The organism is Algoriphagus chordae (assembly GCF_003254055.1).
Lineage (GTDB): Bacteria > Bacteroidota > Bacteroidia > Cytophagales > Cyclobacteriaceae > Algoriphagus > Algoriphagus chordae.
Genome location: NZ_QKZT01000015.1, coordinates 1 through 22,997 on the forward strand (window position 1 = coordinate 1; position 22,997 = coordinate 22,997).

The 22,997-nt window shown below is 41.2% G+C and carries 21 protein-coding genes; 9 read left to right on the forward strand and 12 right to left on the reverse strand.

Annotated elements, in window-relative coordinates:
* Positions 1 to 282, forward strand: a 282-nt coding sequence (locus tag LV85_RS15460) for a transposase (RefSeq protein WP_146260487.1), incomplete at its 5' end; no start/stop codon positions are given.
* 136 nt (positions 283 to 418) lie between these two features.
* Here the strand turns inward: LV85_RS15460 and LV85_RS15465 are convergent.
* The 4 genes from LV85_RS15465 to LV85_RS15480 form a co-directional block, all read right to left on the reverse strand.
* Positions 419 to 1,882 (reverse strand): RagB/SusD family nutrient uptake outer membrane protein, encoded by a 1,464-nt coding sequence (locus LV85_RS15465; RefSeq protein ID WP_111321047.1) that lies wholly within the window; start codon positions 1,880 to 1,882, stop codon positions 419 to 421.
* A gap of 17 nt (positions 1,883 to 1,899) precedes the next feature.
* Positions 1,900 to 4,962, reverse strand: a complete 3,063-nt coding sequence (locus LV85_RS15470) for a SusC/RagA family TonB-linked outer membrane protein (RefSeq protein ID WP_111321049.1) — start codon at positions 4,960 to 4,962, stop codon at positions 1,900 to 1,902.
* 243 nt (positions 4,963 to 5,205) lie between these two features.
* The gene (locus LV85_RS15475) at positions 5,206 to 6,054 is read right to left on the reverse strand and encodes an SDR family oxidoreductase (protein WP_111321051.1); all 849 of its coding nucleotides are present in this window, start codon (positions 6,052 to 6,054) and stop codon (positions 5,206 to 5,208) included.
* A 33-nt stretch (positions 6,055 to 6,087) separates the two neighbouring features.
* Positions 6,088 to 6,336 (reverse strand): DUF7218 family protein, encoded by a 249-nt coding sequence (locus LV85_RS15480; RefSeq protein ID WP_111321053.1) that lies wholly within the window; start codon positions 6,334 to 6,336, stop codon positions 6,088 to 6,090.
* Between the two features lie 207 nt (positions 6,337 to 6,543).
* On the opposite strand from LV85_RS15480, the gene mscL reads away from it, so the two are divergent.
* On the forward strand, positions 6,544 to 7,005 hold the full coding sequence (gene mscL, locus LV85_RS15485; protein ID WP_111321055.1) for a large conductance mechanosensitive channel protein MscL: 462 nt from the start codon (positions 6,544 to 6,546) through the stop codon (positions 7,003 to 7,005).
* Between the two features lie 75 nt (positions 7,006 to 7,080).
* On the opposite strand, the gene LV85_RS15490 is transcribed toward mscL, so the two are convergent.
* The 4 genes from LV85_RS15490 to lpxK form a co-directional block, all read right to left on the reverse strand.
* Complete coding sequence (locus LV85_RS15490) at positions 7,081 to 8,325, reverse strand: ABC transporter permease (RefSeq protein ID WP_111321057.1); 1,245 nt, start codon at positions 8,323 to 8,325, stop codon at positions 7,081 to 7,083.
* A 107-nt stretch (positions 8,326 to 8,432) separates the two neighbouring features.
* A complete protein-coding gene (gene miaE, locus LV85_RS15495; protein ID WP_211318420.1) occupies positions 8,433 to 9,044 on the reverse strand; it encodes a tRNA-(ms[2]io[6]A)-hydroxylase in 612 nt (203 codons plus the stop codon).
* A 2-nt stretch (positions 9,045 to 9,046) separates the two neighbouring features.
* Positions 9,047 to 10,996, reverse strand: a complete 1,950-nt coding sequence (locus LV85_RS15500; protein WP_111321059.1) for a putative porin — start codon at positions 10,994 to 10,996, stop codon at positions 9,047 to 9,049.
* Positions 10,997 to 12,052, reverse strand: a complete 1,056-nt coding sequence (gene lpxK, locus LV85_RS15505) for a tetraacyldisaccharide 4'-kinase (protein WP_111321061.1) — start codon at positions 12,050 to 12,052, stop codon at positions 10,997 to 10,999.
* Positions 12,053 to 12,091: 39 nt separating this feature from the next.
* On the opposite strand from lpxK, the gene LV85_RS15510 reads away from it, so the two are divergent.
* The 3 genes from LV85_RS15510 to LV85_RS15520 all read left to right on the forward strand — a co-directional run bounded on the left by LV85_RS15510 (position 12,092) and on the right by LV85_RS15520 (position 14,503).
* A complete protein-coding gene (locus tag LV85_RS15510; RefSeq protein WP_111321063.1) occupies positions 12,092 to 13,192 on the forward strand; it encodes a Nif3-like dinuclear metal center hexameric protein in 1,101 nt (366 codons plus the stop codon).
* Positions 13,193 to 13,195: 3 nt separating this feature from the next.
* On the forward strand, positions 13,196 to 13,981 hold the full coding sequence (locus LV85_RS15515; RefSeq protein WP_111321065.1) for a zinc ribbon domain-containing protein: 786 nt from the start codon (positions 13,196 to 13,198) through the stop codon (positions 13,979 to 13,981).
* Between the two features lie 105 nt (positions 13,982 to 14,086).
* Complete coding sequence (locus LV85_RS15520; protein ID WP_111321067.1) at positions 14,087 to 14,503, forward strand: hypothetical protein; 417 nt, start codon at positions 14,087 to 14,089, stop codon at positions 14,501 to 14,503.
* Here LV85_RS15520 and LV85_RS15525 read toward each other — a convergent pair.
* On the reverse strand, positions 14,487 to 15,110 hold the full coding sequence (locus tag LV85_RS15525) for a histidine phosphatase family protein (protein WP_111321069.1): 624 nt from the start codon (positions 15,108 to 15,110) through the stop codon (positions 14,487 to 14,489). The genes LV85_RS15520 and LV85_RS15525 overlap by 17 nt on opposite strands.
* A gap of 52 nt (positions 15,111 to 15,162) precedes the next feature.
* Here LV85_RS15525 and LV85_RS15530 point away from each other — a divergent pair, with 52 nt between their 5' ends.
* The 3 genes from LV85_RS15530 to menD are packed head-to-tail and all read left to right on the forward strand — an operon-like array spanning position 15,163 to position 18,484.
* Positions 15,163 to 15,585, forward strand: a complete 423-nt coding sequence (locus LV85_RS15530) for a hotdog fold thioesterase (RefSeq protein WP_111321071.1) — start codon at positions 15,163 to 15,165, stop codon at positions 15,583 to 15,585.
* Positions 15,585 to 16,802, forward strand: coding sequence for a chorismate-binding protein (locus LV85_RS15535; RefSeq protein ID WP_111321073.1), 1,218 nt, complete (start codon positions 15,585 to 15,587; stop codon positions 16,800 to 16,802). The genes LV85_RS15530 and LV85_RS15535 overlap by 1 nt, the downstream gene beginning before the upstream one ends.
* Positions 16,799 to 18,484 carry a 2-succinyl-5-enolpyruvyl-6-hydroxy-3-cyclohexene-1-carboxylic-acid synthase gene (gene menD, locus LV85_RS15540; RefSeq protein WP_111321075.1) on the forward strand — a complete coding sequence of 562 codons (1,686 nt, stop codon included), beginning with the start codon at positions 16,799 to 16,801 and terminating at the stop codon, positions 18,482 to 18,484. Before LV85_RS15535 ends, menD begins: the two co-directional genes overlap by 4 nt.
* Here menD and LV85_RS15545 read toward each other — a convergent pair.
* From LV85_RS15545 to LV85_RS15555, 3 genes are all read right to left on the reverse strand, one after another.
* Complete coding sequence (locus tag LV85_RS15545) at positions 18,462 to 19,313, reverse strand: helix-turn-helix domain-containing protein (RefSeq protein ID WP_158531192.1); 852 nt, start codon at positions 19,311 to 19,313, stop codon at positions 18,462 to 18,464. The two genes, menD and LV85_RS15545, sit on opposite strands and share 23 nt — an antisense overlap.
* A 183-nt stretch (positions 19,314 to 19,496) precedes the next feature.
* Entirely contained in the window at positions 19,497 to 20,303 is an 807-nt protein-coding gene (locus tag LV85_RS15550; RefSeq protein ID WP_158531193.1) for a helix-turn-helix domain-containing protein, read from the reverse strand.
* Positions 20,304 to 20,417: 114 nt separating this feature from the next.
* Positions 20,418 to 21,296 carry a LysR family transcriptional regulator gene (locus tag LV85_RS15555; protein ID WP_111321081.1) on the reverse strand — a complete coding sequence of 293 codons (879 nt, stop codon included), beginning with the start codon at positions 21,294 to 21,296 and terminating at the stop codon, positions 20,418 to 20,420.
* 98 nt (positions 21,297 to 21,394) lie between these two features.
* Between LV85_RS15555 and hutH the strand changes: the two genes are divergently transcribed.
* The gene (hutH, locus tag LV85_RS15560) at positions 21,395 to 22,960 is read left to right on the forward strand and encodes a histidine ammonia-lyase (protein WP_111321083.1); all 1,566 of its coding nucleotides are present in this window, start codon (positions 21,395 to 21,397) and stop codon (positions 22,958 to 22,960) included.
* Positions 22,961 to 22,997: the final 37 nt, after the last annotated feature.

The following is a 22,997-nucleotide window of genomic DNA, read 5'->3' on the forward strand; positions in this document are numbered from 1 at the left end:
TGGAACAGTAACTGGGAACGACTTAGCGCCTATTTTGCTTATACCAAAAGCATCCGCAAGATGATCTATACCACTAATGCAGTCGAAGGGTATCACAGGCAGGTTAGAAAGGTCACCAAAACCAAAGGCGCATTTACCAGTGATATGGCATTGTTGAAACTCGTCTATCTGGCGACAAGAAGGATCGAGAAAAAATGGAGTTCCCCTTTACACAATTGGGGCTTGACTGTCCAACAATTAGCCATTAAGTTTGAAGGAAGGCTAAAGTTGGATATAAATTAATAAATTAGTTCCCTTCCCTTGGGGTACCCCAAGGGAAGGGAAGGACAGAGTTTAGCTAACACTCCCATTCATAAAACATAACAACAAAAATGGGGCATAGTAATTTGTCCCATTATTGTTAGTAACTCAAGTAATTTTAATATCCAGGATTCTGATCACTTTGGTCCATGGCCTCATTGAAATTCAATTCTTCCAAAGGAATCGGCCATAGGTAATGCTTCTCGGAAATAGATATCCCTTTATTTTTCATCACAAATTCCTCAGCTCTTCCGGTCCTTTTCAGATCCAACCAGCGCTTGCCTTCAAACTGTGTTTCGTAGGCTTTTTCCTGAAGTATAAGATCAAGGAATTCGTCTAAAGTCAAGTCAGCCATTTGAAAATCCATTTCTGATTCTACCATAGGATCTAAGCCAAAGGCTCTTCGATGAACCTGATTGACTGCTTCCAGATTGCCCTCAGTCACCCCATCTACCCTTGCCGAAGCTTCTGCAAAAATTAAGAGCAATTCTGAATAACGATAAACAGGAATATCATTTCCTGCGCCCGAATTATCCACTGCTTGAGGCTCTGCATATTTCCCATTTACGATCGTGGAATCCCCTAAGCCAAAGTCCACAAATTGCCATAAATCCTTTCTTATGTCTCCGTCCTCCCATTCTTTATAAAATGGATTACTTGCGTCTCCGTAATGAGCATAGGCTCCACCATAATTATAAAGCCCAGTGCTAGGATGATTGAGAATCCAAGGTAGTCCACTCCCCTGGCCTGATTGTCTGGCAAATTTGAAGGAGAAAATCTCCTCGCTGGAAGTGATCAAAGTAGCTCCGAATATTTTTTCACGTATATCCACCACAGTGTCTATTTCAACTAATTGAAATACCGCTGCATCCAGTACTTCTTGAGCTTTCATTTTAGCCATTTCGTAATCTTCTAACTGCAGATAAACATCAGCCAAAAGTGTCTTAGCGGCCCATTGAGTAGGTCTTCCTGGCTCAGCTGCAGCCGTAGGAAGGTGCATTTCAGCATCTGTAAGATCAGCCAAAATTAAATCGTACACTTCTTCAGGGCTGCTTTTTGGTACATCTTTCTCATCAATGTTTTGATCAGTACGAAGTGGAACTCCAGCCCAATTTCTCACCAAGTCGAAGTAAGTAAGCGCTCTTAGGAATTTGGCTTCTGCTGTGAATTGATTTACTTCATCTTCTGTCAATTCTTCACTTAGCGGAGCTTTCTGAATGACAATATTTGCATTACGAATTCCTTGATAGAAACTGTTCCATCGAGCCGCCGCCGCATTGATATTGGTAGGATTAAACCCATCGAAATCATTGTATTGGGCGCGGCTTCCGCGTCCATATCCCCAGTCTGTATGTGCGCTGAGTACTGCAATCTGCTCCGATCTTACCATTCGCAATGGAAAATAAATCGCATTAGTCGCTGCATCGAAATCAGATACGCTTTGATAGAAGTTCTCCGATACGATTGTCTTGGGTTCTTCTTCTAGCAAATCGTTGCAGGAACTTGCAAAACCTCCTAAAGCTAGCAACCCAATTAGGAGTGATTTTGAGTTCAATATTCTATGTTTTATTAATGTTTTCATGGCTTTTGAGTTGATGTTTAAAAAGTAGCGTTGAGACCAATAGTGTAAGATTTGGGAATCGGATAACTGAAGTGATCTATTCCCAATCTATTATCACTGCCTTTACTATTCACCTCAGGATCCCACCAAGAGTAATCCGTGAAAGTCAATAAGTTCTGTCCACTTGCGTAGATCCGTAGGCTTTGGAGGAATTTCCCACTTGAGTTTTTCAGGGGGAAATTATAAGCCAAAAGCACGTTTTTCAACCGTAAATACGAGCCATCTTCTACAAATCTATCCGATACACGAGCGGAGGAATTTCTACTGATTTTTGGAAACTTAGCATCTGTATTTTGAGGAGACCAGTGATCCAGAAGTACTTCCTCCGGCATGTTCAATCCCTGCCCGTAATCCATTGTACTGGAAATTGCACTGACATTTATAATATCATTTCCATGACTACCCTGAAAGAAAAGATCAAGTTGAAAGCCTTTGAAGCTCATATTGGAATTGAATCCATAGAAAAAGTCAGGGTTTGGATTACCTATGTAGGTTTTGTCCTCCTCGGAGATTTCTCCATCATTATTTCTATCCACGTATTTAATAGCGCCTGTTTCTGTGTACCCATCTTCCTGATATCCCCAAAACTGCCCCAAAGGCTTTCCTTCTTCCATAATTGAGAAGTTATCCGAAACGGTAATCACATTTATGAAATTGGTCAAAATGGGCTGCCCATCATTTAGGCTGAGAACTTTGTTGCGATTGAAGGAGATATTTCCATCCAGACTCCAGCGGAATTCATTTGAGAATAGTTGAGCAAAAAGACTTAGCTCCACCCCCTTATTTTCTATAGAACCCACATTAGCTATCGTAGTGGTGTATCCAAAAGAACTTGGAAGCCGAACAGTGCTTAACAAATCATCGGTAGTCTTTGCATAATAATCAGCACCTACTACGATGCGATCTTGCCATAGACCTAGATCCAATCCTAAATCAAACTGCTCAGTAGTTTCCCATTTCAAATCTCCAGGAAGGGTAGATCCAGGAGCAAGGAAATTGTACAACTCATCTCCAAATATGGTGTAACCAGGAAATAGCCTATTTAGTGTGGCGTAAGGACTAATTGCCTGCGAGCCCGTTAACCCCCAGCTAGTACGGATTTTCAAGGTTGAGATTGCTTCTTGAGTCTTCATAAACTCCTCTTCTGATACCTTCCAAGCGATGGCTCCAGAAGGAAAATATCCCCACTTATTTCCTTCGCTATATCTTGATGATCCATCAGCACGGAAGGAGGCCGTAAATAGATATTTGCTATCAAACCCATAATTCACCCTTCCCAAATAGGAAAGCAGTACTGAATTCGAAAATCCTGAAGTTGGAATACCCGGCGTCTCTGCAGCTCCCAGATTATCAGTTTCATATAAGTCACTTAAGAATCCTGCTCCGCTTCCCGCCAAATACTTGGTGGTGAAATCTTGGTAAGTAAAGCCTGCCAACACATTCAAATCATGTTTCTCATTGAAAGTATCTGCATAAGTAATTGTATTCTCATTTAGTCGACTTACATACTGGCTTGTGCTCACACTTGCATTTCCATTGCTATTGATGAAATCCCGACTTCTGTAACTATCTGTTCTATCGTCCCGATTCTCTATACCACCAGATATTTTGATCGTAATCTCCGGAACAGGATTATAGCTTATCGCCGCATTGGCAAGAATCACATTTGCAGTAATTACTGTCGATTGCTCATTGATGAAGTAAAGAGGATTCACCAGATCTGGAGAAACGAAAGGGAAATCATCTGCAAGATTATTGATGGTACCATCTGCTGTATATGGATCTGAAAGTGGTGAAGCAACTAATGCGGCTCCAATCATACTTGCTCCTCTTGCTCCGCCTTCACTATCTCTTCTCGCTGTCACTAGCTTACTTAATGTGCTATTGAAATCCACCTTGAATTTATCACTGATCTTGTGATTGACATTGGATCGAATCGAATAACGGTCATAATCAGATCCTTTGATGATACCTTCTTGTTGGTACATACTTCCTCCTACCAAAAACTGTGTATTATCCCCTCCACCTGAAATGCTTAGAGAAGTGTTTTTGATGGGAGCTTGCTGAAAAATCACATCCTGCCAATCCGTTCCATCTCCAAAACCACTTACTTCCGCATCTGTGAAATAGGGCTCAAGTCCATCATTTATAGCCTGAATGTTCATCAATTCTGCATACTGACTTCCATTCATGAGATCAAGCTTTTTTCGTAGGGTCTGCATACTGTACGCTGCATCGAACTCAACTACAGTTCCTGCTCCACTTCCATTTTTGGTTGTGATCAGAACCACGCCGTTTGCACCTCTGGAACCATATATAGCGGTAGCAGAAGCATCCTTTAATATTTCTATACTTGCTATATCTGAGTTATTCAGGTTGGTAGGATTTCCTGAGTATGGAAAACCATCAATCACATACAATGGATCATTGTCCCCTTGGATTGAATTTGCACCGCGGATTCTCACAGAAACACCGCCTCCCGGCGCACCATTATTCTGAATTACTTGCACACCTGGCGCTCGTCCATTCAATGATTGAATCACATTGGATGTGGGAAAAGCATTCAATTCATCCGAATTTACCTGAGCAACTGAGCCTGTAAGATCTGCTCTTCTAGCGGTACCGTAACCTATTACTACTACTTCATCCAGTTCTTGCTCATCGGTGACCAGCTCCACATCTATTGTGGTCTGATTTCCGAGTTGTACTTCTTTTGTTTGGAAGCCCAGAAATGAAAATACCAGCACGACATCTTGTTTGTCTGCTGGTATATCGATCGTGTATTTTCCCGAATCATCGGAAATAGTTCCGGTGGTGGATCCTTTGATCTGCACAGTTGCACCTGGCAAAGGATTTCCATTACCATCTTTTATTGTTCCAGAAACGGCGGATCGCTCCTGCTCTGAAGACGGTGTAGGAATAGTATCTCTGACTGGAACAATATCCTGGAGATAGTTTGGCGGATTATTTTCAGCTAAAGTTTCAAAGGGAAATCCCAAAGAAAAGGTAGCTAGAAAAATAATGGATGAAATCTTTTTCATAGTTGGTTGGTCAAATCGAAACAATGGTGGCAAATTGTTTCATTTGATAAAACCAACTATTATTCCAGTGGGACAAGCATCTGGTAATACCCCTCCAATTGATTGAGAAAGGCGTTTTAGCTAGCGGGTTGAGATTTACTTTTGCCGGATCGAAATTGAACATGGTCACTTATCCTCATCATTCTGAGGAGTATTGACCTCAAAATGTACTTGGGAATTATACTTCTCAAACCTTCAACTAAATTACCCTCCTACTATTTCTCCCCCATTGACGTGGATAAATTGCCCTGTGATATAGGAACTATCATCGCTCGCCAAGAATACGTAGGCAGGTGCGACTTCACTTGGTTGACCAGCTCTTCCTAATGCGGTGTCCTGACCAAATTTGGTGACGTCGTCAAACGTCGCAGGAATCAATGGAGTCCAAATCGGGCCCGGAGCTACACCATTTACGCGGATTTTATCCTTAGCAAGCATTAAAGCCAGTGAGCGGGTAAAGCCCACAATGGCACCTTTGGTACTGGCGTAGTCCACCAAATGCTCACTTCCCCTATAAGTCGTTACCGAGCTAGTATTGATTATCGTATCCCCCGCTTTAAAATGTGGAATCGCCATTTTGGCAAGGTGGAAGAATGAGAAAATATTTGTCTCGAAAGTTGTCTGAAGTTGCTTTGCTGTAATTGAAGTCAACTCGTTTTTCGGGAACTGCACTGCCGCATTATTCACCAATATATTTATTCCTCCAAGTTCCTTCACGCACTGGTTTAGCGCCTTCTTACAAAAGCTCTCAGACTTAAGATCCCCTTCGATCAAAAGGCATTTCCTTCCTTCCTTTTCTACCAATTCCTTGGTGTCCTTCGCATCCTTCACCTCGCTGAGATAAATGATCGCCACATCCGCTCCTTCTCTGGCGAAGTGGACGGCCACACTTTTCCCAATTCCACTGTCTCCGCCAGAGATTAGGGCGACTTTGTTTTTCAATTTTCCGCTGCCTTTATATCCCTTTCTTATCACTTCAGGTTCAGGCTTCATTTTACTTTGTTGTCCCGGTAGAGATTGCTTTTGATCTTTAAATTCACTTGGCTTTTTCATGTTAGTAGTGTTTTAGTTGGTTTGGGATTTTGATTAGGAATTTCTTAATGCATGAATCAATTCCTTCTTAGTCATTTTGCTTCTACCCTCGATGCCTACTTCTTTGGCTTTATCGTAGAGTTCCTGCTTCGATCTGTCTTCGTAGTCCTTAGCTTTGCCACCTTTTTTACCCGAATTGGGAGTATTTGCAATTCGGGCAGCCTTGGTTTTACTCATACCTTCATTTCGTAAGGCCTCATATTTCTCATCGTTTTTGATGCTTGGCCCATGGTCCTTTGTCATGATTTCTAGGGTTTATGGTTATACAATGATGTTTTTAAAGATTTTGAAAACTGTTTTTATCAATTCTCCTTGATTATCTATTCAAGTTTTCCCCTTATTTTAAATCATAAAAAATGCCGAAATATATGAGCCTCATTGAGGAGACTCATCTGGTTTGGCAATGCAATTGACTACAGTTCACTTTAAGTCTTTCAAAAAAAGTCAGATATGAAAATTAAATTGATTCAGGAATTCAAGGAATTTGCCGTGAAAGGAAATATGATTGACATCGCGATAGGTGTGATCATAGGCGCAGCATTCAACAAAGTGGTAGACGTGCTAGTTAAAGAGGTTTTTCTACCTCCACTATCATTCCTTACCAACGGAATTAACTGGGAAAATAAGAAGATCATATTGCGAGAGGCAGTGACAGTAGAGGGGGTTTCGCATCCAGAAGAAATAGCAATTGGTTACGGTAAACTATTAGAAGCCAGTGTTGACTTTCTGATAATAGGATTCACTGTATTTCTAGTGGTAAAACTGATGAACTCCATACGGAAGAAAGCGGAGGACCCAAAAAATGAGACAGTGACCACACCCAAGAATATTGAATTACTTAGTAAAATAACTGAGCTAATGGAAAAGCAAGTAGCGCTGTTGGAGTCGAAAAACGATAAAGATTCTAACTAAAACAATCTACCTCAAAACCAAAAGAGGCCTCAAATTCATGATTTGAGGCCTCTTTTGATTGTTGCTAAACTGATATCACTCGTATCTCAAGGATTCTATAGGATCCAATCTTGAAGCTTTGAAAGCAGGAAAATATCCTGACATCAAGCCTACCACAATACAAATCACAAAGGCTATCAGCATCCACAACCAAGGAATTAAGAATCCTCCTACGCCAATTACCAGCGCAATAATATTTCCAATTGAAATCCCCAGAAGTACTCCCATGGCTCCTCCCAATATACATATCATGATTGCTTCAAGAAGGAATTGCTGTCTGATTCTAAGTGGAGTAGCTCCTAATGCCTTTCTAATCCCAATCTCTCGAGTTCGCTCAGTCACGGATACTAGCATGATATTCATCAATCCAATGGAAGCACCTAGTAAGGTGATAAAACCTATTCCGAATCCACCCATTCTAAGATATCCCGCTACCTCTTCCAAACTCTCGGCTACGGACTCACTTTTGGTCAAATCAAATGAATCTTCTTGGGCTACTCGGTCTTGGCGAATTTCTCTCATCATCCCTATTGCTTGGCCCATTTCATAATCTATCCGCTCAGGACCAGAGGCTACTCCCGTTACGTTATAATTGAAATTCCCTCTTCTATCTAGACGACTGGCATTTTCTATTGGAAGCAAAATCTGCCGATCAGCTCCCGAATCTTGCCCTACGCCGCCTTGTTCTTCAAGAATACCAACAATGGTGTAAGGACGACCTAAAACGGTAATTTTTTGATTCAAAGGATCTTCATTTGACTCAAATAGTGTTGTCCCTAATTCTTTACCGATGATACAGACATTATACCCGTTCTGAATCTCCATGCTACTGAAATTCCTCCCTGACTCCAACTTCATGGCTTTGATGTTCAAATAGTTATCATCACCACCTCGCACGCGTACGTTTGGGTTAGTCGTTTTAGAACCTCTTTTAATCTCAGCGGCTCCAGTTACAGAAACAAACACTGTTGATATACCAACACTATTGTATTTCTCTTTGAAACTCATCACTTCTCGAAAAGTAAGCTTAGGATAAGTTTTCTCGGTTTTACCATCTTGAATGGCTCGGCCTCCACTAAACCCCTTATTTCGGATATCAAATGAATTGGCCCCCAAACCGGAAAAACTATCTGCAATCTGGGCCTTGATACCGTCAATGGCAGTCAACATTCCTACCAAGGAGGAAATACCAATAGCAATGATGGCACCCGTCAAGACAGTCCTTAATAAATTCACTTTTATGGAGCGTACAGCTTCCCGTACATTTTCGATCAAATTCATATTATGTTCATATTAGAACTACTTTATAGCGTAAATACGCCTAGATATGTCAAGTATAAATAAATACGCTGTAAATGACTATTTCGACTAGATAATTTAAGATCTGCTTAATGCATTCTGTCACCTCGAACTTCAAGGCTCTCCATCACTTCAGCTTCAAATTCCAACCATTCCTGCCATCTTTCATTCACTTTTTTTGGATCTTGATATTTTCTCGCCAGCTCAATGAAAGTGACGTAATGCCCTGCCTCAGAAACCATCAGTTCATAGTAGAAATTTTTCAGTTCTGGATCCTCTAGATGAGTAGAAAGCAACTTGAACCGCTCACAACTCCTGGCTTCTATCAATGCATTCATCAGCAGTTGCTCAGTGAGTTGTTGCATTCTACTACCTCCTTTTTTCACAAAACTGATAAGCTGAATAACGTATTCATCCTTTCTAGGAAAGCCAAATTTCAACTCCCTTTTTCGGATTTGCTCCAGCACTCGCTCAAAATGCCCCCATTCCTCTGCTACGATCGGCGTAAGTGTATCTACCAAATCATCCAAGTCATTGAATCGCAGAATCAAAGAGATGCAAGAGGAAGCTGCCTTTTGCTCACAGTACGCATGATCTGTCAGCACATCGGCTAGTTGCATTTCTGCAATCCCAACCCATCTTGGATCTGTCGGCAACTTCAAATGCAGCATCTTCTGTCTGGTACTTTCCTCCCAACTCATCATCAATCGAATAAAAACCAAGTGATCCCAAGATCGATAAATGACTTGTAACCTGTGTAATCAGGTGTGACAAAATATCCTTCTTCCTTCATCAAACCACTATTTAGATGATTGTATTTCAGCAATACACGCGTTCGATTAATCCGAAAATCAAGGAACACATCGACTACTGGATAGGCATAGACATTGAAGGTGTTTTGAAGGTAAAATTGCTGGGTAGAAGGAACGTACGCTTCTGCAAAATAATCCGAGTGGTAGCGAATATCTACCCCCATTTGTACATAGACATTTTCGTTGAACATCGGACTATCAAAGTAAAATTTGGTGTTTCCGTAGAACTTTGGAATCCTAAAATTATTACTTGATTCTCCTGAGATTTGAGTAAAAATAACCTCCGTATCCCATTGAAATTTTTGACCAATGCGAACATTAGCTTTCAACCCAGGGATCAACATAAAGGCCTCGCCACTAGACTGTTCAGCAATCCTCTTTTCATTGAAATACACATAGTTATTGACGCGATTGATCGTCAAGGAAGGCCTTAATTTGATTTTTTTGAAATCTAACTTAAAAACCCCGCGAAGCTGATCCACGCCAACATTATCAAAATCATTATCCCATTGGTAGTGATTCCCATAGTACATCTGCTGCATCGCCGTCGGCTTGTAAACAGCCTTGGTATAATCCACCTCTAACCATGGAGAAATAAATAAGCCATGAAGCCTGAATGCTCCTGGAATCAGGTATTCACCATCAGCTGAAATCGACCATTTCTCTGAAATCTTCCCAATCAATTCTCCCCCTAGGTAAACCTCATTGAAATTGTTTTTTTCTCCTTCTGGATAAAAGGTACTTTTCATCCTTCCTGCCCGAAACTTTGCGTGAGCATTATAATAGAAGCCTTTGAAACTACCTTTGAAACCCAGTTCATTTCCCCACTCTTTGAAATCACTGAAATTTCGTGTGGTGTCCAATTGATCATTAAAGCGATTGCTTGGATAGAAAAGTGAATCCGAAGTGGTCAAATCAGCTTCGAAGGTTAGGTCCTTATTCTTTTGATCAAAAATATGGTAAATCTGAAGTTCATCCCGAATGCTATACTCATGGTAGAATCGATATTCCTGCCTCAAATCACGAGCCTGGGTATGACTAAGCCATACTTTTGCATCTTCGTAGGTAAAATATACCGAAGTACTATCCACGTCTGGAGGAATAATACCTCCAATTTCATTCACCTTGTGGAGCATTCTAGAAAAATTGCCTAGAAACCAATACTTACCATTTTCAGAGCGATAGTTGGTGTGTAAGGAATAGGAATTTTGCACCACCATATTATCATCCCTAGCTACTGGATTCAGCGTTTTACGCGCACGAATAGTATGGAAATCAAAGCCCACATTCCATCTTGGATTGATGTTTCGGGCAAAGGCAATGTCCAGCATATTTCGCTGCCCTCCACCGAAAAAGGCAGACATTTCTGTAAAAGGCGATTTGGTATCAAAATACTTGTTGTTTTCTGGCGCGTGGTAATAAAGATCATATGCTGAGAACCCAGATCTGGTCCCTATTACATCTGGGATTTCATAGAAAATTGGTTTGGTACCACTACCAATATCTCCCAAATCCTGGTACTTCCAGTTGCTCTTTGCGACAGGATCATAATTGTGAAAGTTATTCAACGCTGTATCCTGAGGATAAAGAATCAAGTTATTTCTCTTGATATCTTTTTCATAGAAGTACAAACTCGTTTTTGGTCCGTAAACCATCCGAGTACTATCATCCAGCAAGGACTTTCTTCCTACTGTCCCCTCTTCCTCTGTTGGATCAACTAATTCTCTATTTTGCTGCTGATTTGAGTTTTGACGGGTAGGCGGGACAGTACGCTGCGCAAAAGCAAGCTGAACACTTGCTATGCTGATGAAAAATATGAAACAGAGTAACCGTTTATTCACTTAGATATTGTCCTGTTTTAAGACCTTTTGTTGGATTAGTTCTGCCAAAGCTAACTCATCCTCTGGTGAAAAGCTTATTACTATAGGCAGCACAAAAATCGGAATTTCTTCCAGAAATCCTGTGGGAGCATTGGATTTTACTTTCACAGCATCTTTTTCGGTCGTTAGCACAACGGGATTTTTGGCAGCATGTTGCTTAACCACTGCCCTAACTTTATCAAAATCCACTGCTGCGTAATCATGATGATCTGGATAGCTCAGTACTTCGAGCAACTCATATTTTCCACGTACGTAGTTCACCAGCGGCTGATCATTTGCCAAGCCCGTCAACAGTATGATTTTAGGTGAAAAGGCCTTTGAATCAGTTAATGCAATAGGTTTTTCATAGGAAATCCTTGAGAACAACACAGGAGTACTGCTGCTGCTATAGGCCTCTACTTGTCTAATTATGCTAGTTTTTTCTGCGCTAGTCAGCTCTTCAGGGCATTTGGTGACAACGATCAGATCAGCTCTTTTGGCGCCAGTTCTGCTTTCTCTAAGTCTACCCATAGGCACAAGAAAATCAGTGTAAAACGGCCTCTGATAGGTAGTCAAAAGAATTTTCAAATCACCAGTTACATAACGATGTTGGAAGGCATCGTCCAAAATTATCAGCTCGGGAGCAGTTGACTTGGCAGCAATCTTGGCAAGAGCAGCTACTCTATCCTCTCCGACAAACACCGATATCTTATCGCCAAATTTCTTATAAATCTGAAAGGGCTCATCTCCTATTTCCGCGGGTGAAGTGCCAGGATTTGCCTCTAGAAATCCTTTGGTTTTCCTCCCATAGCCTCTGCTCAAAGTCGCCACAGTTTGCGCTGCCAAAAGCTTACGAATCAAGAATTCCACCATTGGTGTTTTGCCTGTACCACCCATACTCAAGTTCCCTACTACGATACTTGGGATCGGAGATGGTTCACTTTTCAGCCAACCCAAATCGAAAAACCAATTCCGAAGTCTAGTGACCAAATCGTATATTAAAGCAAAAGGATAAAGTAAAAAAGCGTACCAGCGCATTCCAGAATTACTATTTTTGATCAAATAAACAGAAAAAATATGGGATACAAGATTAGCGATGTGATTTCCTACCTAGAACAAATCGCGCCTCCATCCTATCAGGAGTCATACGACAACGCCACTTTGATCACTGGAGATAGAACTGCCGAAGTAAGGGGAATCGTCTGCTCGCTGGACTGCATAGAATCTACGGTTGAAGAAGCTATTGAACTGGGTGCCAATATGATTGTGGCTCATCACCCGATTGTTTTCAAAGGATTGAAAAGCCTCACCGGCAAGAATTATGTGGAGCGAACAATCATCAAAGCCATCAAAAATGACATCGCTATCTATGCCATTCACACCAATCTCGACCATGTGCCTCATGGAGTAAATCGAAGGATCTCTGATCGTTTGGGTCTGTTAGACTGCAAAATTTTACAGCCAAAAAGACAATTACTCAGCAAATTGGTATTCTATGTGCCAGAACCAGAGAAGGACAAGGTACTCCAGGCAGTATATGCTGCAGGAGCTGGCAAAATTGGTGAATATGCAGATTGCTCTTTTCAAGTAAAAGGCATGGGCACCTTTACACCTTCTGCAAAAGCAAATCCGACAATCGGAGAATCGGGAAAAGCTCAAGAAGAGCAAGAGATACGAGTGGAGGTTCTAGTATCCAACCATGTCCTACCAAAAGTTCTGCAAGAAATGAGAGCAGCTCATTCCTACGAAGAAGTAGCTTATTATGTGCAGAGTCTTGAAAATGAAAACCAAGAAGTAGGAGCTGGAATGATAGGAATGCTAGCCCAAGAAATGGAAGGAGAGGGATTTCTAGATTATCTCAAAGCCAAAATGAACTTGCAGGTAATTAAACATACTCAAGTACTATCTCGAAAAATCAAAAAAGTAGCCGTATGTGGCGGCGCAGGAATATTCTTACTCGGAGACGCTAAGCGAGCCGGAGCAGACGTATTTGTGACCGCTGACGTCAAATACCATGAGTTTTTCGATGCTGACGGAAGCCTAATTCTCTGTGACATCGGACACTATGAGAGCGAAATTTTCACAAAAGAATTACTCTGGGAGTTATTGTCACAAAATTTTCCTAATATTGCACTCTATTTGACAAAAGTAGTTACAAATCCCACATCCTACCGATAGTACATGGAAAGTACAGTAGCACAGAAACTCGAAGCTATTCACAACCTTCAACTTTTAGATTCAAAACTAGACGCCATCATCAAGGTTCGCGGAGCTCTTCCAGAAGAGGTTCAGGACTTAGAAGATGAAATTGCTGGATATGAGACCCGTTTGGAGAAATTTCAAAGTGAAATAGATTCTTTCGACAACGAAATAAAGGCGCTTAAAGAAAGCATCAAGGACTCTGAAAAACTGATCAAAAAGTACCAGGAGCAGCAGATGAATGTTCGCAATAACCGCGAATATGATGCTATCACCAAGGAACTTGAACTTCAGGATTTAGAGATTCAAGTTGCCAAGAAAAAGATCACTGAAGCTGGTTATAGAATTGACACCAAAAAGGTGGACTTGGAAGAGCTTAGCGCAGTGAGAAAAGATCGCCAAAAAGATTTGGATCAGAAAAACAGCGAATTGACTTCGATAGTATCTGAAAGCGAATCTGAAGAAGCGAAACTGAACAATGATCGTGTAAAATCTATCAAAAAAGTTGACGCTAGACTTTTAAAATCATACACCAAAATCAGAGCTAATGCCAAGAATGGTCTAGCAGTGGTATTGGTTAAAAGAGGTGCTTGCGGTGGATGTTTCAACACAGTACCACCACAAAGACAGGCTGACATTCGTGAGAAGAAAAAACTAATCGTGTGTGAGCATTGCGGAAGAATCCTTGCAGGTGTAGTAGATGAAGTCATCGAAGAGCCAGCACCAAAAAAGAAAAGAGCAACAAAAGCAAAACCAAAAGCGAAGTAAGCTTTTCGTTTCTATAATACTGAAGCCCTGAGATTTATTTCTCAGGGCTTTATTTTTTAGGTAATAATTTGCTTGCTACCTATTAAAATCTCTATATTGAGAGCTATGAAAAGTATTGGAATTCTTACGCTCACCCTATTTCTCTCTCTCTCAGTATTTGCTAAAGAGACTGAATCCAAAACTTTTTTGGTCTTATTTAAATCAAAGGAATTAAAATCTCTGAACACTTCATTAAAGGATATTCAGTCGCAATTTTCTTCTGCTTTCAAAACCAAGAGTTATTCTGGAAATTCAGAACTTGCCATGATTATTAGCATTCCAGAATGCGAATTTGACGCATGCTTTCTAGGACAGTTCCTCGTTTCATTGGATCAAGGTGAGGATGTGAAGCTTCAGGAAATTGCCTTCAGGCTTATTGACATGACAGCCAATAAAGAGTCCTTGGAAAATTACTTATCCGCTTTTGAGGACAGCCAGCAAAAAAAGAAAAATGACAAGCGAAATTCTATTGCAGCGCCTTAAGGTGCTCCGTGTCATTTCTTCTCTCTAATTCAAAAGTCCCATCTTCCTTCTCATTGAGTAAATACAGGCAAAGATTTTTGTGCTCAAACATATCCATGTGACACAAATCCTGCTTCATAATCAAACTCAAAAAGATACGCATCGCACGCCCGTGCATGCACACCAAAATAGTCTCTCCAGGTCCAGCAATAATCTCATCAATTCCACGCTGCATACGCTTAGCAACGATATTTGGACTTTCACCACCTGCAATACAATAGTCTAGATTACCCTGCTTCCACTGCTCTAGCATGTGCTGGTAATACTTACTTTCTTCGGGCGACATAGGAAGACCTTCATAATCACCCCAAGAAATCTCATTCAGATCTGTGGTGGAAACCGCAGGGATACCCAAGTCCAAAAATGATTGAATAGACTGCTTAGTGCGCTGTAGCCCTGTGTAATATGCCTGATCAAAGGGAATGCTTTTGTAAGCCTCAAAAAATGCCGCAGCCTGCTTTCTTCCATTCTCATTGATCGGAGCGTCTATTCCGCTTCCTTGAACTACGCCTTTGAGGTTAAAATCTGTTTGTCCGTGCCTTACTAGGTAAATTTTTTTTCGATTCAAGATTCTCTATTTTTGTCTGCACCGCAAAGAAAACTCATTTACTTCACTTTTCATGGTATTCTCTCATAAGCCTTCACTGGATCAGCTTAATCAAACTAGTAAAAACACCTTGACCGATCATTTGGGGATTATCTTTACAGAAATTGGAAATGATCATATCAGTGCTACCATGCCAGTGGATGAGCGAACAATTCAGCCCATGGGCTTGTTGCACGGAGGAGCGAATGTAGTGCTAGCGGAGACGCTAGGATCTGTAGCAGCTTCCCTGACCATAGATCTGCGCAAACAAATTTGTGTAGGACTTGAAATCAATGCCAATCACCTAAAAGGTGTTAAATCAGGTCTTGTGACTGGCACGGCGTCTTCTATCCACCTAGGGAAAAGCACACAAGTCTGGGAAATAAAAATCAAAAATGAACAGGGGCAACTCTGCTGCATCAGCAGAATCACAATGGCTATTTTAGATAAAAAATAATGCAAACCAAGGTAGCAACGAATCTTACCAAGACAGAAATTCTTCAACTCCTACTTCAGTTGGGATTGACCTCTGCTGGATCCTTCGCCATCTGGCGAAAACCAAACTCTAATACTGTAGAAATAGTCTTAAACGAAACGGCCAACCCAGTTAAGGTTGATTTGTCGATTGAAAATCTAGAACCTGGTTTTATCGTGCATCCTTTCGCAGATCAGGTGGATAAAAAAGCCTATTTCATTAAGGCTAGCAAATACTTTTCTTTTGAGCTTGACAAACCTCTTGCGAGTGATGAACTTCCAGAATGGGCTAAGATTCAATTGAGCAATCAGCAAAGACTTTCTCCACAGGAGATCCGAGAATTGCTGCTGAATCAAACACTAAGCAGTAAAACTCAATCCTCCAAGCTGAGTGAAGACAGATCGCATTTTATCCAATTAGTCAAAGAGGGAGTAAAAGCTGTTCAACAAAATCACGTAGAAAAAGTAGTTCCAGCTCGCACGAAGACTATTTCCATTCCTTCTAATTTCAACTTGAGTTGTACCCTCTTGTCCTTGATGGATGCTTATCCCAATTCTTTTATCAACTTTTTCCATTTGCCACAAGTAGGAACTTGGATCGGGGCTTCCCCAGAAATTTTGATCGAAACAAAAGGTGATATTTTCACCACTATGTCTCTTGCTGGCACGCAAAAAGCTACAGGGGATAACCCACTCAAGTCAGTAGCTTGGACTCAGAAAGAAATAGAAGAGCAAGCTTTAGTTAGCCGGTATATTGTTTCCTGCTTCAAAAAAATACGTCTTCGCGAGTATGAGGAACACGGTCCGAAAACAGTGATTGCTGGAAATCTCTTGCATCTACGTTCTGATTTCCGAATCAATATGCAGGAAACAGGATTTCCTGAACTTGGATCTATTATGCTTGGTCTCCTCCACCCCACATCTGCGGTTTGTGGAATGCCAAGACTTGAGGCACATAACTTCCTGCAAGAATTTGAAGGCTTTGACCGCTCATTTTTCTCAGGATTTCTAGGGCCTGTGAATATTCAGGGAAGCACCTCCATCTATGTCAATTTGAGAACAGCAAGTCTTCAGGACAAGGAAGCAACACTTTACGCTGGAGCAGGCGTGACGGAGGACTCTGATCCAGACAAGGAATGGGAAGAAACTGAGCTCAAGTGTGAAATCATCGGTAAGTTCATCCAAAACCCAAGCGCTTGATACTTCAATCAGTTGTTGATTTAGTGGCGATTTGCGCCAAAAAGGGCATACAAAATGCCATACTCTCTCCTGGCTCTCGCTGTGCACCTCTGACGCTGGCCTTTGTCAGGCATACCCAAGTTCATACTCGCACTATCTCTGACGAGCGTTCAGCCGCTTTCATAGCTCTAGGCATGGCTCAGCAATTGGAAGAGCCTGTAGCTTTGGTTTGCACCTCAGGTTCGGCGGCTTTGAATTACTATCCTGCAGTTGCTGAGGCATTTTTCCAGCAAATACCCTTGTTGATTTTGACTGCAGATCGTCCAGCAGAGTGGATTGATCAATACGACGGACAGACGATTTTCCAGCCAGATGTGTATGGAAAACACGTAAAAGGGAGCTTTGAACTGCCTGATACGGGAAACAATCCGGATCAGCTTTGGCATTCTTCTCGGATCGTGAATGAAGCAATTAATCTTGCCAAGCAATTTCCAGCAGGGCCGGTTCATATCAACATTCCACTTCGCGAACCTTTCTATCCAGGGAAAGATGAAAAAATAGAGTTTCCAGAAAAACCAAGAGTTTTCAATCAGGAGCACACTTATGTTCAGCTTTCTGAGGACAGCTTAAAAAGGCTCAGTCTGCGACTTCAATCTTTCAGCAAGATTCTGATTATTGCAGGTCAGCAAAAACCAGACAAAGAGATTCAATCAATTGTAGACCAGCTTTCGAAGGAGAAAAAAGTCGTAATTATCACTGACACGATTAGCAATCTACAGTCCGATCAGACCATTTCACTGCACGATCACTGGCTAGGAAATCCAGAGCTCAGTCAAGAATTAGAACCTGAACTGATTATTTCTTTTGGTAAATCGATTATATCAAAATCCTTGAAACTTTTCCTACGTAAGACTCAAGCCTCACACTGGCATGTGCAAGAAGATGGGAAAGCAAAGGACACCTTTCAGAGACTTTCTAGAACGATACCAAGTCACCCAGTTTTCTTTTTGAACTGGCTAGCTACCGAGCTCAAAGCTCAAAACCAAGACTATCAGAATAGCTGGAAAGCACTGGAACAAAATACAAAGTCAGCACTTTCAGAACTGTTGGAAAAGACTGAATTTGGTGAATATCCAGCCTTAGCATTTTGTCTAAGCAAAACTCCTCCACTTTCCAAAATTCACGTAGCTAATAGCATGGCCGTTCGTTATTTGAATTTATTGGGAAAAAGAAAACAAGAAATAATCTGTAACCGTGGCACAAGCGGAATCGATGGATCCAATTCCACCGCTGTAGGATGCACTTTTACAACCAAGGAAGTGGTTACTCTGATTACAGGAGATATGGCTTTCTTCTACGATCGCAATGCTTTTTGGCATAATTACGCTATTCCTAATCTTCGGATAATCTTGCTAAACAACCATGCAGGAGGAATATTCAGACTAATTGATGGACCAAAAAATCAACCCGAGCTAGAGGAATATTTCGAGACTAAGCAAAAACTCACAGCCCAGCATTTGGCAACTGAGTATGGATTTTTCTATTCTAAAGTCATCAATCAGCATGAGTTGGAATTGGCTTTGGAAGATTTTTACTCCCCTAGTCTTCATCCCAAAATCTTGGAAATCGAAACTTCAAGTCCAGATAATGCTGAGATTTTGAAGTCGGTGAAAGAAAAAATTAAGCTGTCACTTGAGAACTGAAAGTGGAATCGGGAGAAGAAGTTCTCTCGATTTTAGTTATGCCCCAAAATAAAAAACCGAGTTGGCTAAGCTTAAATAAGGTGAATGGAACCGAGACAAAATAAGCTCCTATCACAGACATGATTAGAACTCCAGACAAAACCCCCAATACTCCAATGATCTGAGTGTAATTTGACCAAACATTTTTATAGGATAGAAAACCTATGCCTATAAGCACGAAAAAGGAGCCAAAAACAATTGATCTAATAATATAAAAACCCAATATCACTAAATTGAGCTCGGTACCTAAAGCAAGCTCGACTGAACCGAAAATTGCATTAATGATCAACATCACCCAAAGTGTTCTTCGCAAGATTCTATTTGGGAAAATATGAGTCATTTTGATCATCCCAGCCAAAAACAATGTCGATAAAAGAGCTACCCCGGCTTTAACCCACCAAAAAGTTGAGACATTAACTTCATCTACTTTCATTGGGTTTACATCCAGACCACTTTCAAAAAATAGTAAAATCAAATTGATAACTCCTGCGGCTAAAGCGAGGTAAAGCAATATCAAATTTGGAACAGCTTTCTTTACAATGGAATTAACTTCCGAAGACTTTTCTTCCTCAATTTTTTCTTGATGCTCTGCTTTACCTGCCTCTACCCAGTCTATTTCCAAAGCCTCAAATATAGCTTTAACGGTGTGATTTCTTGGAGACACCTCCCCTGCTTCTAGGCGCTGTATGGTACGCACATTTAGATTGCACATTTCTACTAATTGCTCCTGAGTAAGTCCTTTTAATTTCCTCAATTCGGAGATCTTTTTACCAAGTTCTGGTTGCTTCATTTTAATAATCGTTTGATTAACCATGGCAATATCTTGGATTGAAATTAGACTTAGGACGAAATAGGCTCAGTTTTTACACGTCATTTGCCCGACAAATGAATCGCCTCTAAAGTTATAAAACCTAAGCCATTTCTGTAGTGGATATTTTATGCCTAAAAAGACCCTTAGGCATAAAAGAAAAAATCAAGACTGCAATTCAGCAGTAAAAGTGGAATCGGGAGAAGATCTTCTCCCGATTTTATTTATACCCCATACTAAAAATATGATCAAGCCTAATTCAAACATCGTCAGTGGAACAAGGCCTATCCCGGCTCCAATTACTGAAAACATGAGTATCCCAGATACTACTCCCAGTGCACCAATCACCTGAGTAATATTTGACCATAGATTTTTATAGGTTAAGAGTCCCAGCCCCATCAAACCATAAAACAGTCCAAATGAACTCACTTTCACATAATAGTAATCTTCAATAGCGAATCTGGAAGTCCCCAAAGCGATCAAATCAATGCTGTACCAAAGTGCATTTGCAGCTAGCATTGCATAGAGTGCTAATCGAAATGTTCTATTCGGAAAGATGTAACTCAGTTTGATTAGTCCTATTAAGAATAGGGAAAAGGTAAGAAATACCCCCATTTTAATAGAAATAAAACTAGCGGTATTGACTTCCATTCCAGCTAGCCACTCTACTTCCATACTGATTTCGAAATACGAAAGCATGAAATAAATCAAGCCGCTCGTCAATCCAGCATATAGCCAAAATGGTTTTTCGTTTCCTCTCTTGATAGAAACATCATTCTCCGATTGATTCCACTCAATCCCCAAAGCTTCAAATAATGCTTTAACCGTATAACTTCTCGGAGTCACCTCCCCCGCTTCGATGCGCTGAATGGTCCGCACATTCAGGTTGCATAGTTCGACCAACTCTTCCTGAGTCAATCCTTTTGCCTTTCTCATTTCAGAGATTCGCTTGCCTAGTTCTGGTTGTTTCATTTCAAATAGTTTTTGATTTACCATGGCAATTTCTCGTATTGGATTGTGACTTAAGGCGAAATAGGCTCGGTTTTGACCCGACATTTGCCCGACATTTGGCTTTAGAGCTCTAATTTAACCATTTGCTGATATCAAAGGCAAAACTTCCTTCAAAGCCGGATTTCGGTTTTCGCCTTTCCAAATGGCTGAAAGCTCCGTGAACTGAGAAATATTGGGGATCTCCATAAATCGCACATTCAACTCATATCCGTGCTTTAACGAAGTCGGAACAATCGCTACTCCCATCCCATTCTCCACCAATTTGAAGATCGTCAAGGCATGAACGGACTTGTGCCTGATTTTAGGAGAAAAGCCTGCATCTCTACAAATCCCGATGATCTGTTCGTAATAGAGATTGCTGTAATCAGAGGAAAAAAGGACAAAAGATTCGTTCTTAAACTGGTTAACGGACTTAAAATCTCTTTCCTGAAGCGGATGATTTCTGGGTACTACTAAGGAGAAACTATCCCGTAAAACAACCTTCATTTCGAGATCACTTGGCACGGAAGCCAAGCGAACAAAACCCAAATCCAACTTGTCCTTTTCGATCATCTCCACTTGAACAGAATTACTCAACTCCTCCAAACTGGTGCTGATTAAAGGCTGATCCGCATTCAACTTGGCAAGTAAATCCGGTAAGACCTGATTGGATGCCGAACCCAAGAAACCTATCCTAAGCTCCCCGATTTTGCCTGATGCGATTAATTTCAACTGGCTCCTGGTAAGATCCAAGTGATTCAAAACGAAGTCAACTTCATTCTTGAAAAAGGCTCCAGCCGCAGTCAGTTCCACATGCTTTTGATCACGCTCAAAAAGTTTAACCTCCAGCATTTCCTCCAATTGTTTGATTTGCCTACTCAACCCCGGCTGGGAAATAAACAGGCGTTCTGCTGCTTTTCGGAAGTTCAACTCCTCTGCCACAGCTTTGAAATAACTCAAATGTCTTAATTCCATGATGCCTCAAAGGTATCAGTTATTGACAATATTGATATCAAAACTTATCAATAATGATAGGTATATTTGTAAGGATCCTGAATCTAAACCCGATAAAGATGAACACATTCCAATACGGCCAAGACCAACTAACAGTAGGAACGGCATTGCAACTAGCTAGAAAAGAGATCAAAGGAGAATTGAGCTCTGAAACTCGTGATAAAGTTCAAGCATCTGCGCTTGCTGTGGCAAACATTGCCAAAGGTGAAAAAGCTGTCTATGGAATTAACACGGGTTTCGGCCCACTTTGCACCAGCAAAATCTCTGCGGCTGACACCCAAACCCTACAGGAAAATCTCCTAAAAAGTCATGCAGTTGGCCTGGGAGAACCTATTCCTGTCGAAATTTCCAAACTGATGCTCGTCTTAAAACTTCAAGCATTGGCTCAGGGATTTTCGGGAATTAAGCTAGAAACATTGGAGCGAATGCTATGGATGCTAGAGAATGACGTTATTCCTGTCGTTCCTATTCAAGGTTCTGTGGGAGCTTCAGGTGATTTAGCTCCACTTTCACATTTGTTCCTTCCCTTATTGGGATTGGGAAAAGTGCATTTTGCTGGAGAAATCACCACGTCTAGAAAAGCACTGAAACATTTCAATTTAGAGGCTCTTCATTTAGGCCCTAAAGAAGGTTTAGCGCTGATCAATGGCACTCAGTTTATGGCAGCTTACGGAGTGATGGTTGTAGATCGCTTGCATAATTTGCTTGTCCACGCAGACATCACTGGAGCGATGATGATCGAAGGATTGATGGGCTCGATCAAACCATTTTCTCCCGAATTGCATCAATTGAGGCCATTTGCAGGGAATAAACACGTAGCTCAGACTATTCTTAACCTGCTTCATGAATCCGAAATCGTCAATTCTCATTTGAATTGTGCACGAGTTCAGGACCCCTATTCTTTACGCTGTATGCCACAGGTTCACGGCGCTTCGCGAAATGCCTGGTTGCACCTGAAGGATGCCATCGAAACAGAAATAAATTCGGTAACTGATAATCCAGTTGTGTTCAGTGAAGATCACACTATTTCTGGAGGCAGCTTCCACGGACAGCCTATTGCTTTGCCATTGGATTATGCTTGTCTTGCAGCTTCGGAATTGGGAAATATTTCAGATCGAAGAATCTATCTTTCCCTAGAGGGTGATACTCCAGGAGTGCCAAAATTACTATTGAAGGAAACTGGCTTGAACTCCGGATTGATGATTCCCCAATACACGACAGCGGCTCTTGCCTCTGAGAATAAGGGGCTTTGCTTCCCTGCTTCTGCTGATAGCATTCCAACATCCCTTGGTCAGGAAGATCATGTGAGTATGGGTTCGATCGGAGCAAGAAAGGCCTTGCAAGTCATTGGGAATGTGGAGAAAATCCTCGGAATTGAGCTATTTTATGCGGCACAAGCGATGGATTTCCATTCTCCTTTGAAATCCGGAAAGGTAATGACTGCCATTCATGCCCATGTAAGAAAGAGCATCACGCCTGTAATCAATGATCGAGTGATGACTGAGGATATGGAAGCAGCGATTGAGATGATTCAAAGTGGTGAATTGATAGAGATCGCAAATCAAGTAGCAAAGGAGGAAAACTTACCTTTTGAAACTGAGTGGAGCAAATTATTCGCTTGTTAAAAAAATTAAGGTCAAAAATAACCACCAACCTCAATTA

Coding starts and splice junctions, on each gene's coding strand:
- LV85_RS15480 (WP_111321053.1), bottom strand. CDS start 6,336: ATGACAAAGGACCATGGGCCAAGCATCAAAAACGATGAGAAATATGAG.
- LV85_RS15465 (WP_111321047.1), bottom strand. CDS start 1,882: ATGAAAACATTAATAAAACATAGAATATTGAACTCAAAATCACTCCTA.
- LV85_RS15545 (WP_158531192.1), bottom strand. CDS start 19,313: ATGAAGCAACCAGAACTTGGTAAAAAGATCTCCGAATTGAGGAAATTA.
- hutH (WP_111321083.1), top strand. CDS start 21,395: ATGAACACATTCCAATACGGCCAAGACCAACTAACAGTAGGAACGGCA.
- LV85_RS15515 (WP_111321065.1), top strand. CDS start 13,196: ATGGAAAGTACAGTAGCACAGAAACTCGAAGCTATTCACAACCTTCAA.
- LV85_RS15490 (WP_111321057.1), bottom strand. CDS start 8,325: ATGAATTTGATCGAAAATGTACGGGAAGCTGTACGCTCCATAAAAGTG.
- LV85_RS15520 (WP_111321067.1), top strand. CDS start 14,087: ATGAAAAGTATTGGAATTCTTACGCTCACCCTATTTCTCTCTCTCTCA.
- LV85_RS15550 (WP_158531193.1), bottom strand. CDS start 20,303: ATGAAACAACCAGAACTAGGCAAGCGAATCTCTGAAATGAGAAAGGCA.
- LV85_RS15555 (WP_111321081.1), bottom strand. CDS start 21,296: ATGGAATTAAGACATTTGAGTTATTTCAAAGCTGTGGCAGAGGAGTTG.
- LV85_RS15475 (WP_111321051.1), bottom strand. CDS start 6,054: ATGAAAAAGCCAAGTGAATTTAAAGATCAAAAGCAATCTCTACCGGGA.
- LV85_RS15510 (WP_111321063.1), top strand. CDS start 12,092: ATGGGATACAAGATTAGCGATGTGATTTCCTACCTAGAACAAATCGCG.
- lpxK (WP_111321061.1), bottom strand. CDS start 12,052: ATGCGCTGGTACGCTTTTTTACTTTATCCTTTTGCTTTAATATACGAT.
- LV85_RS15470 (WP_111321049.1), bottom strand. CDS start 4,962: ATGAAAAAGATTTCATCCATTATTTTTCTAGCTACCTTTTCTTTGGGA.
- LV85_RS15535 (WP_111321073.1), top strand. CDS start 15,585: ATGCAAACCAAGGTAGCAACGAATCTTACCAAGACAGAAATTCTTCAA.
- LV85_RS15530 (WP_111321071.1), top strand. CDS start 15,163: ATGGTATTCTCTCATAAGCCTTCACTGGATCAGCTTAATCAAACTAGT.
- miaE (WP_211318420.1), bottom strand. CDS start 9,044: ATGAGTTGGGAGGAAAGTACCAGACAGAAGATGCTGCATTTGAAGTTG.
- mscL (WP_111321055.1), top strand. CDS start 6,544: ATGAAAATTAAATTGATTCAGGAATTCAAGGAATTTGCCGTGAAAGGA.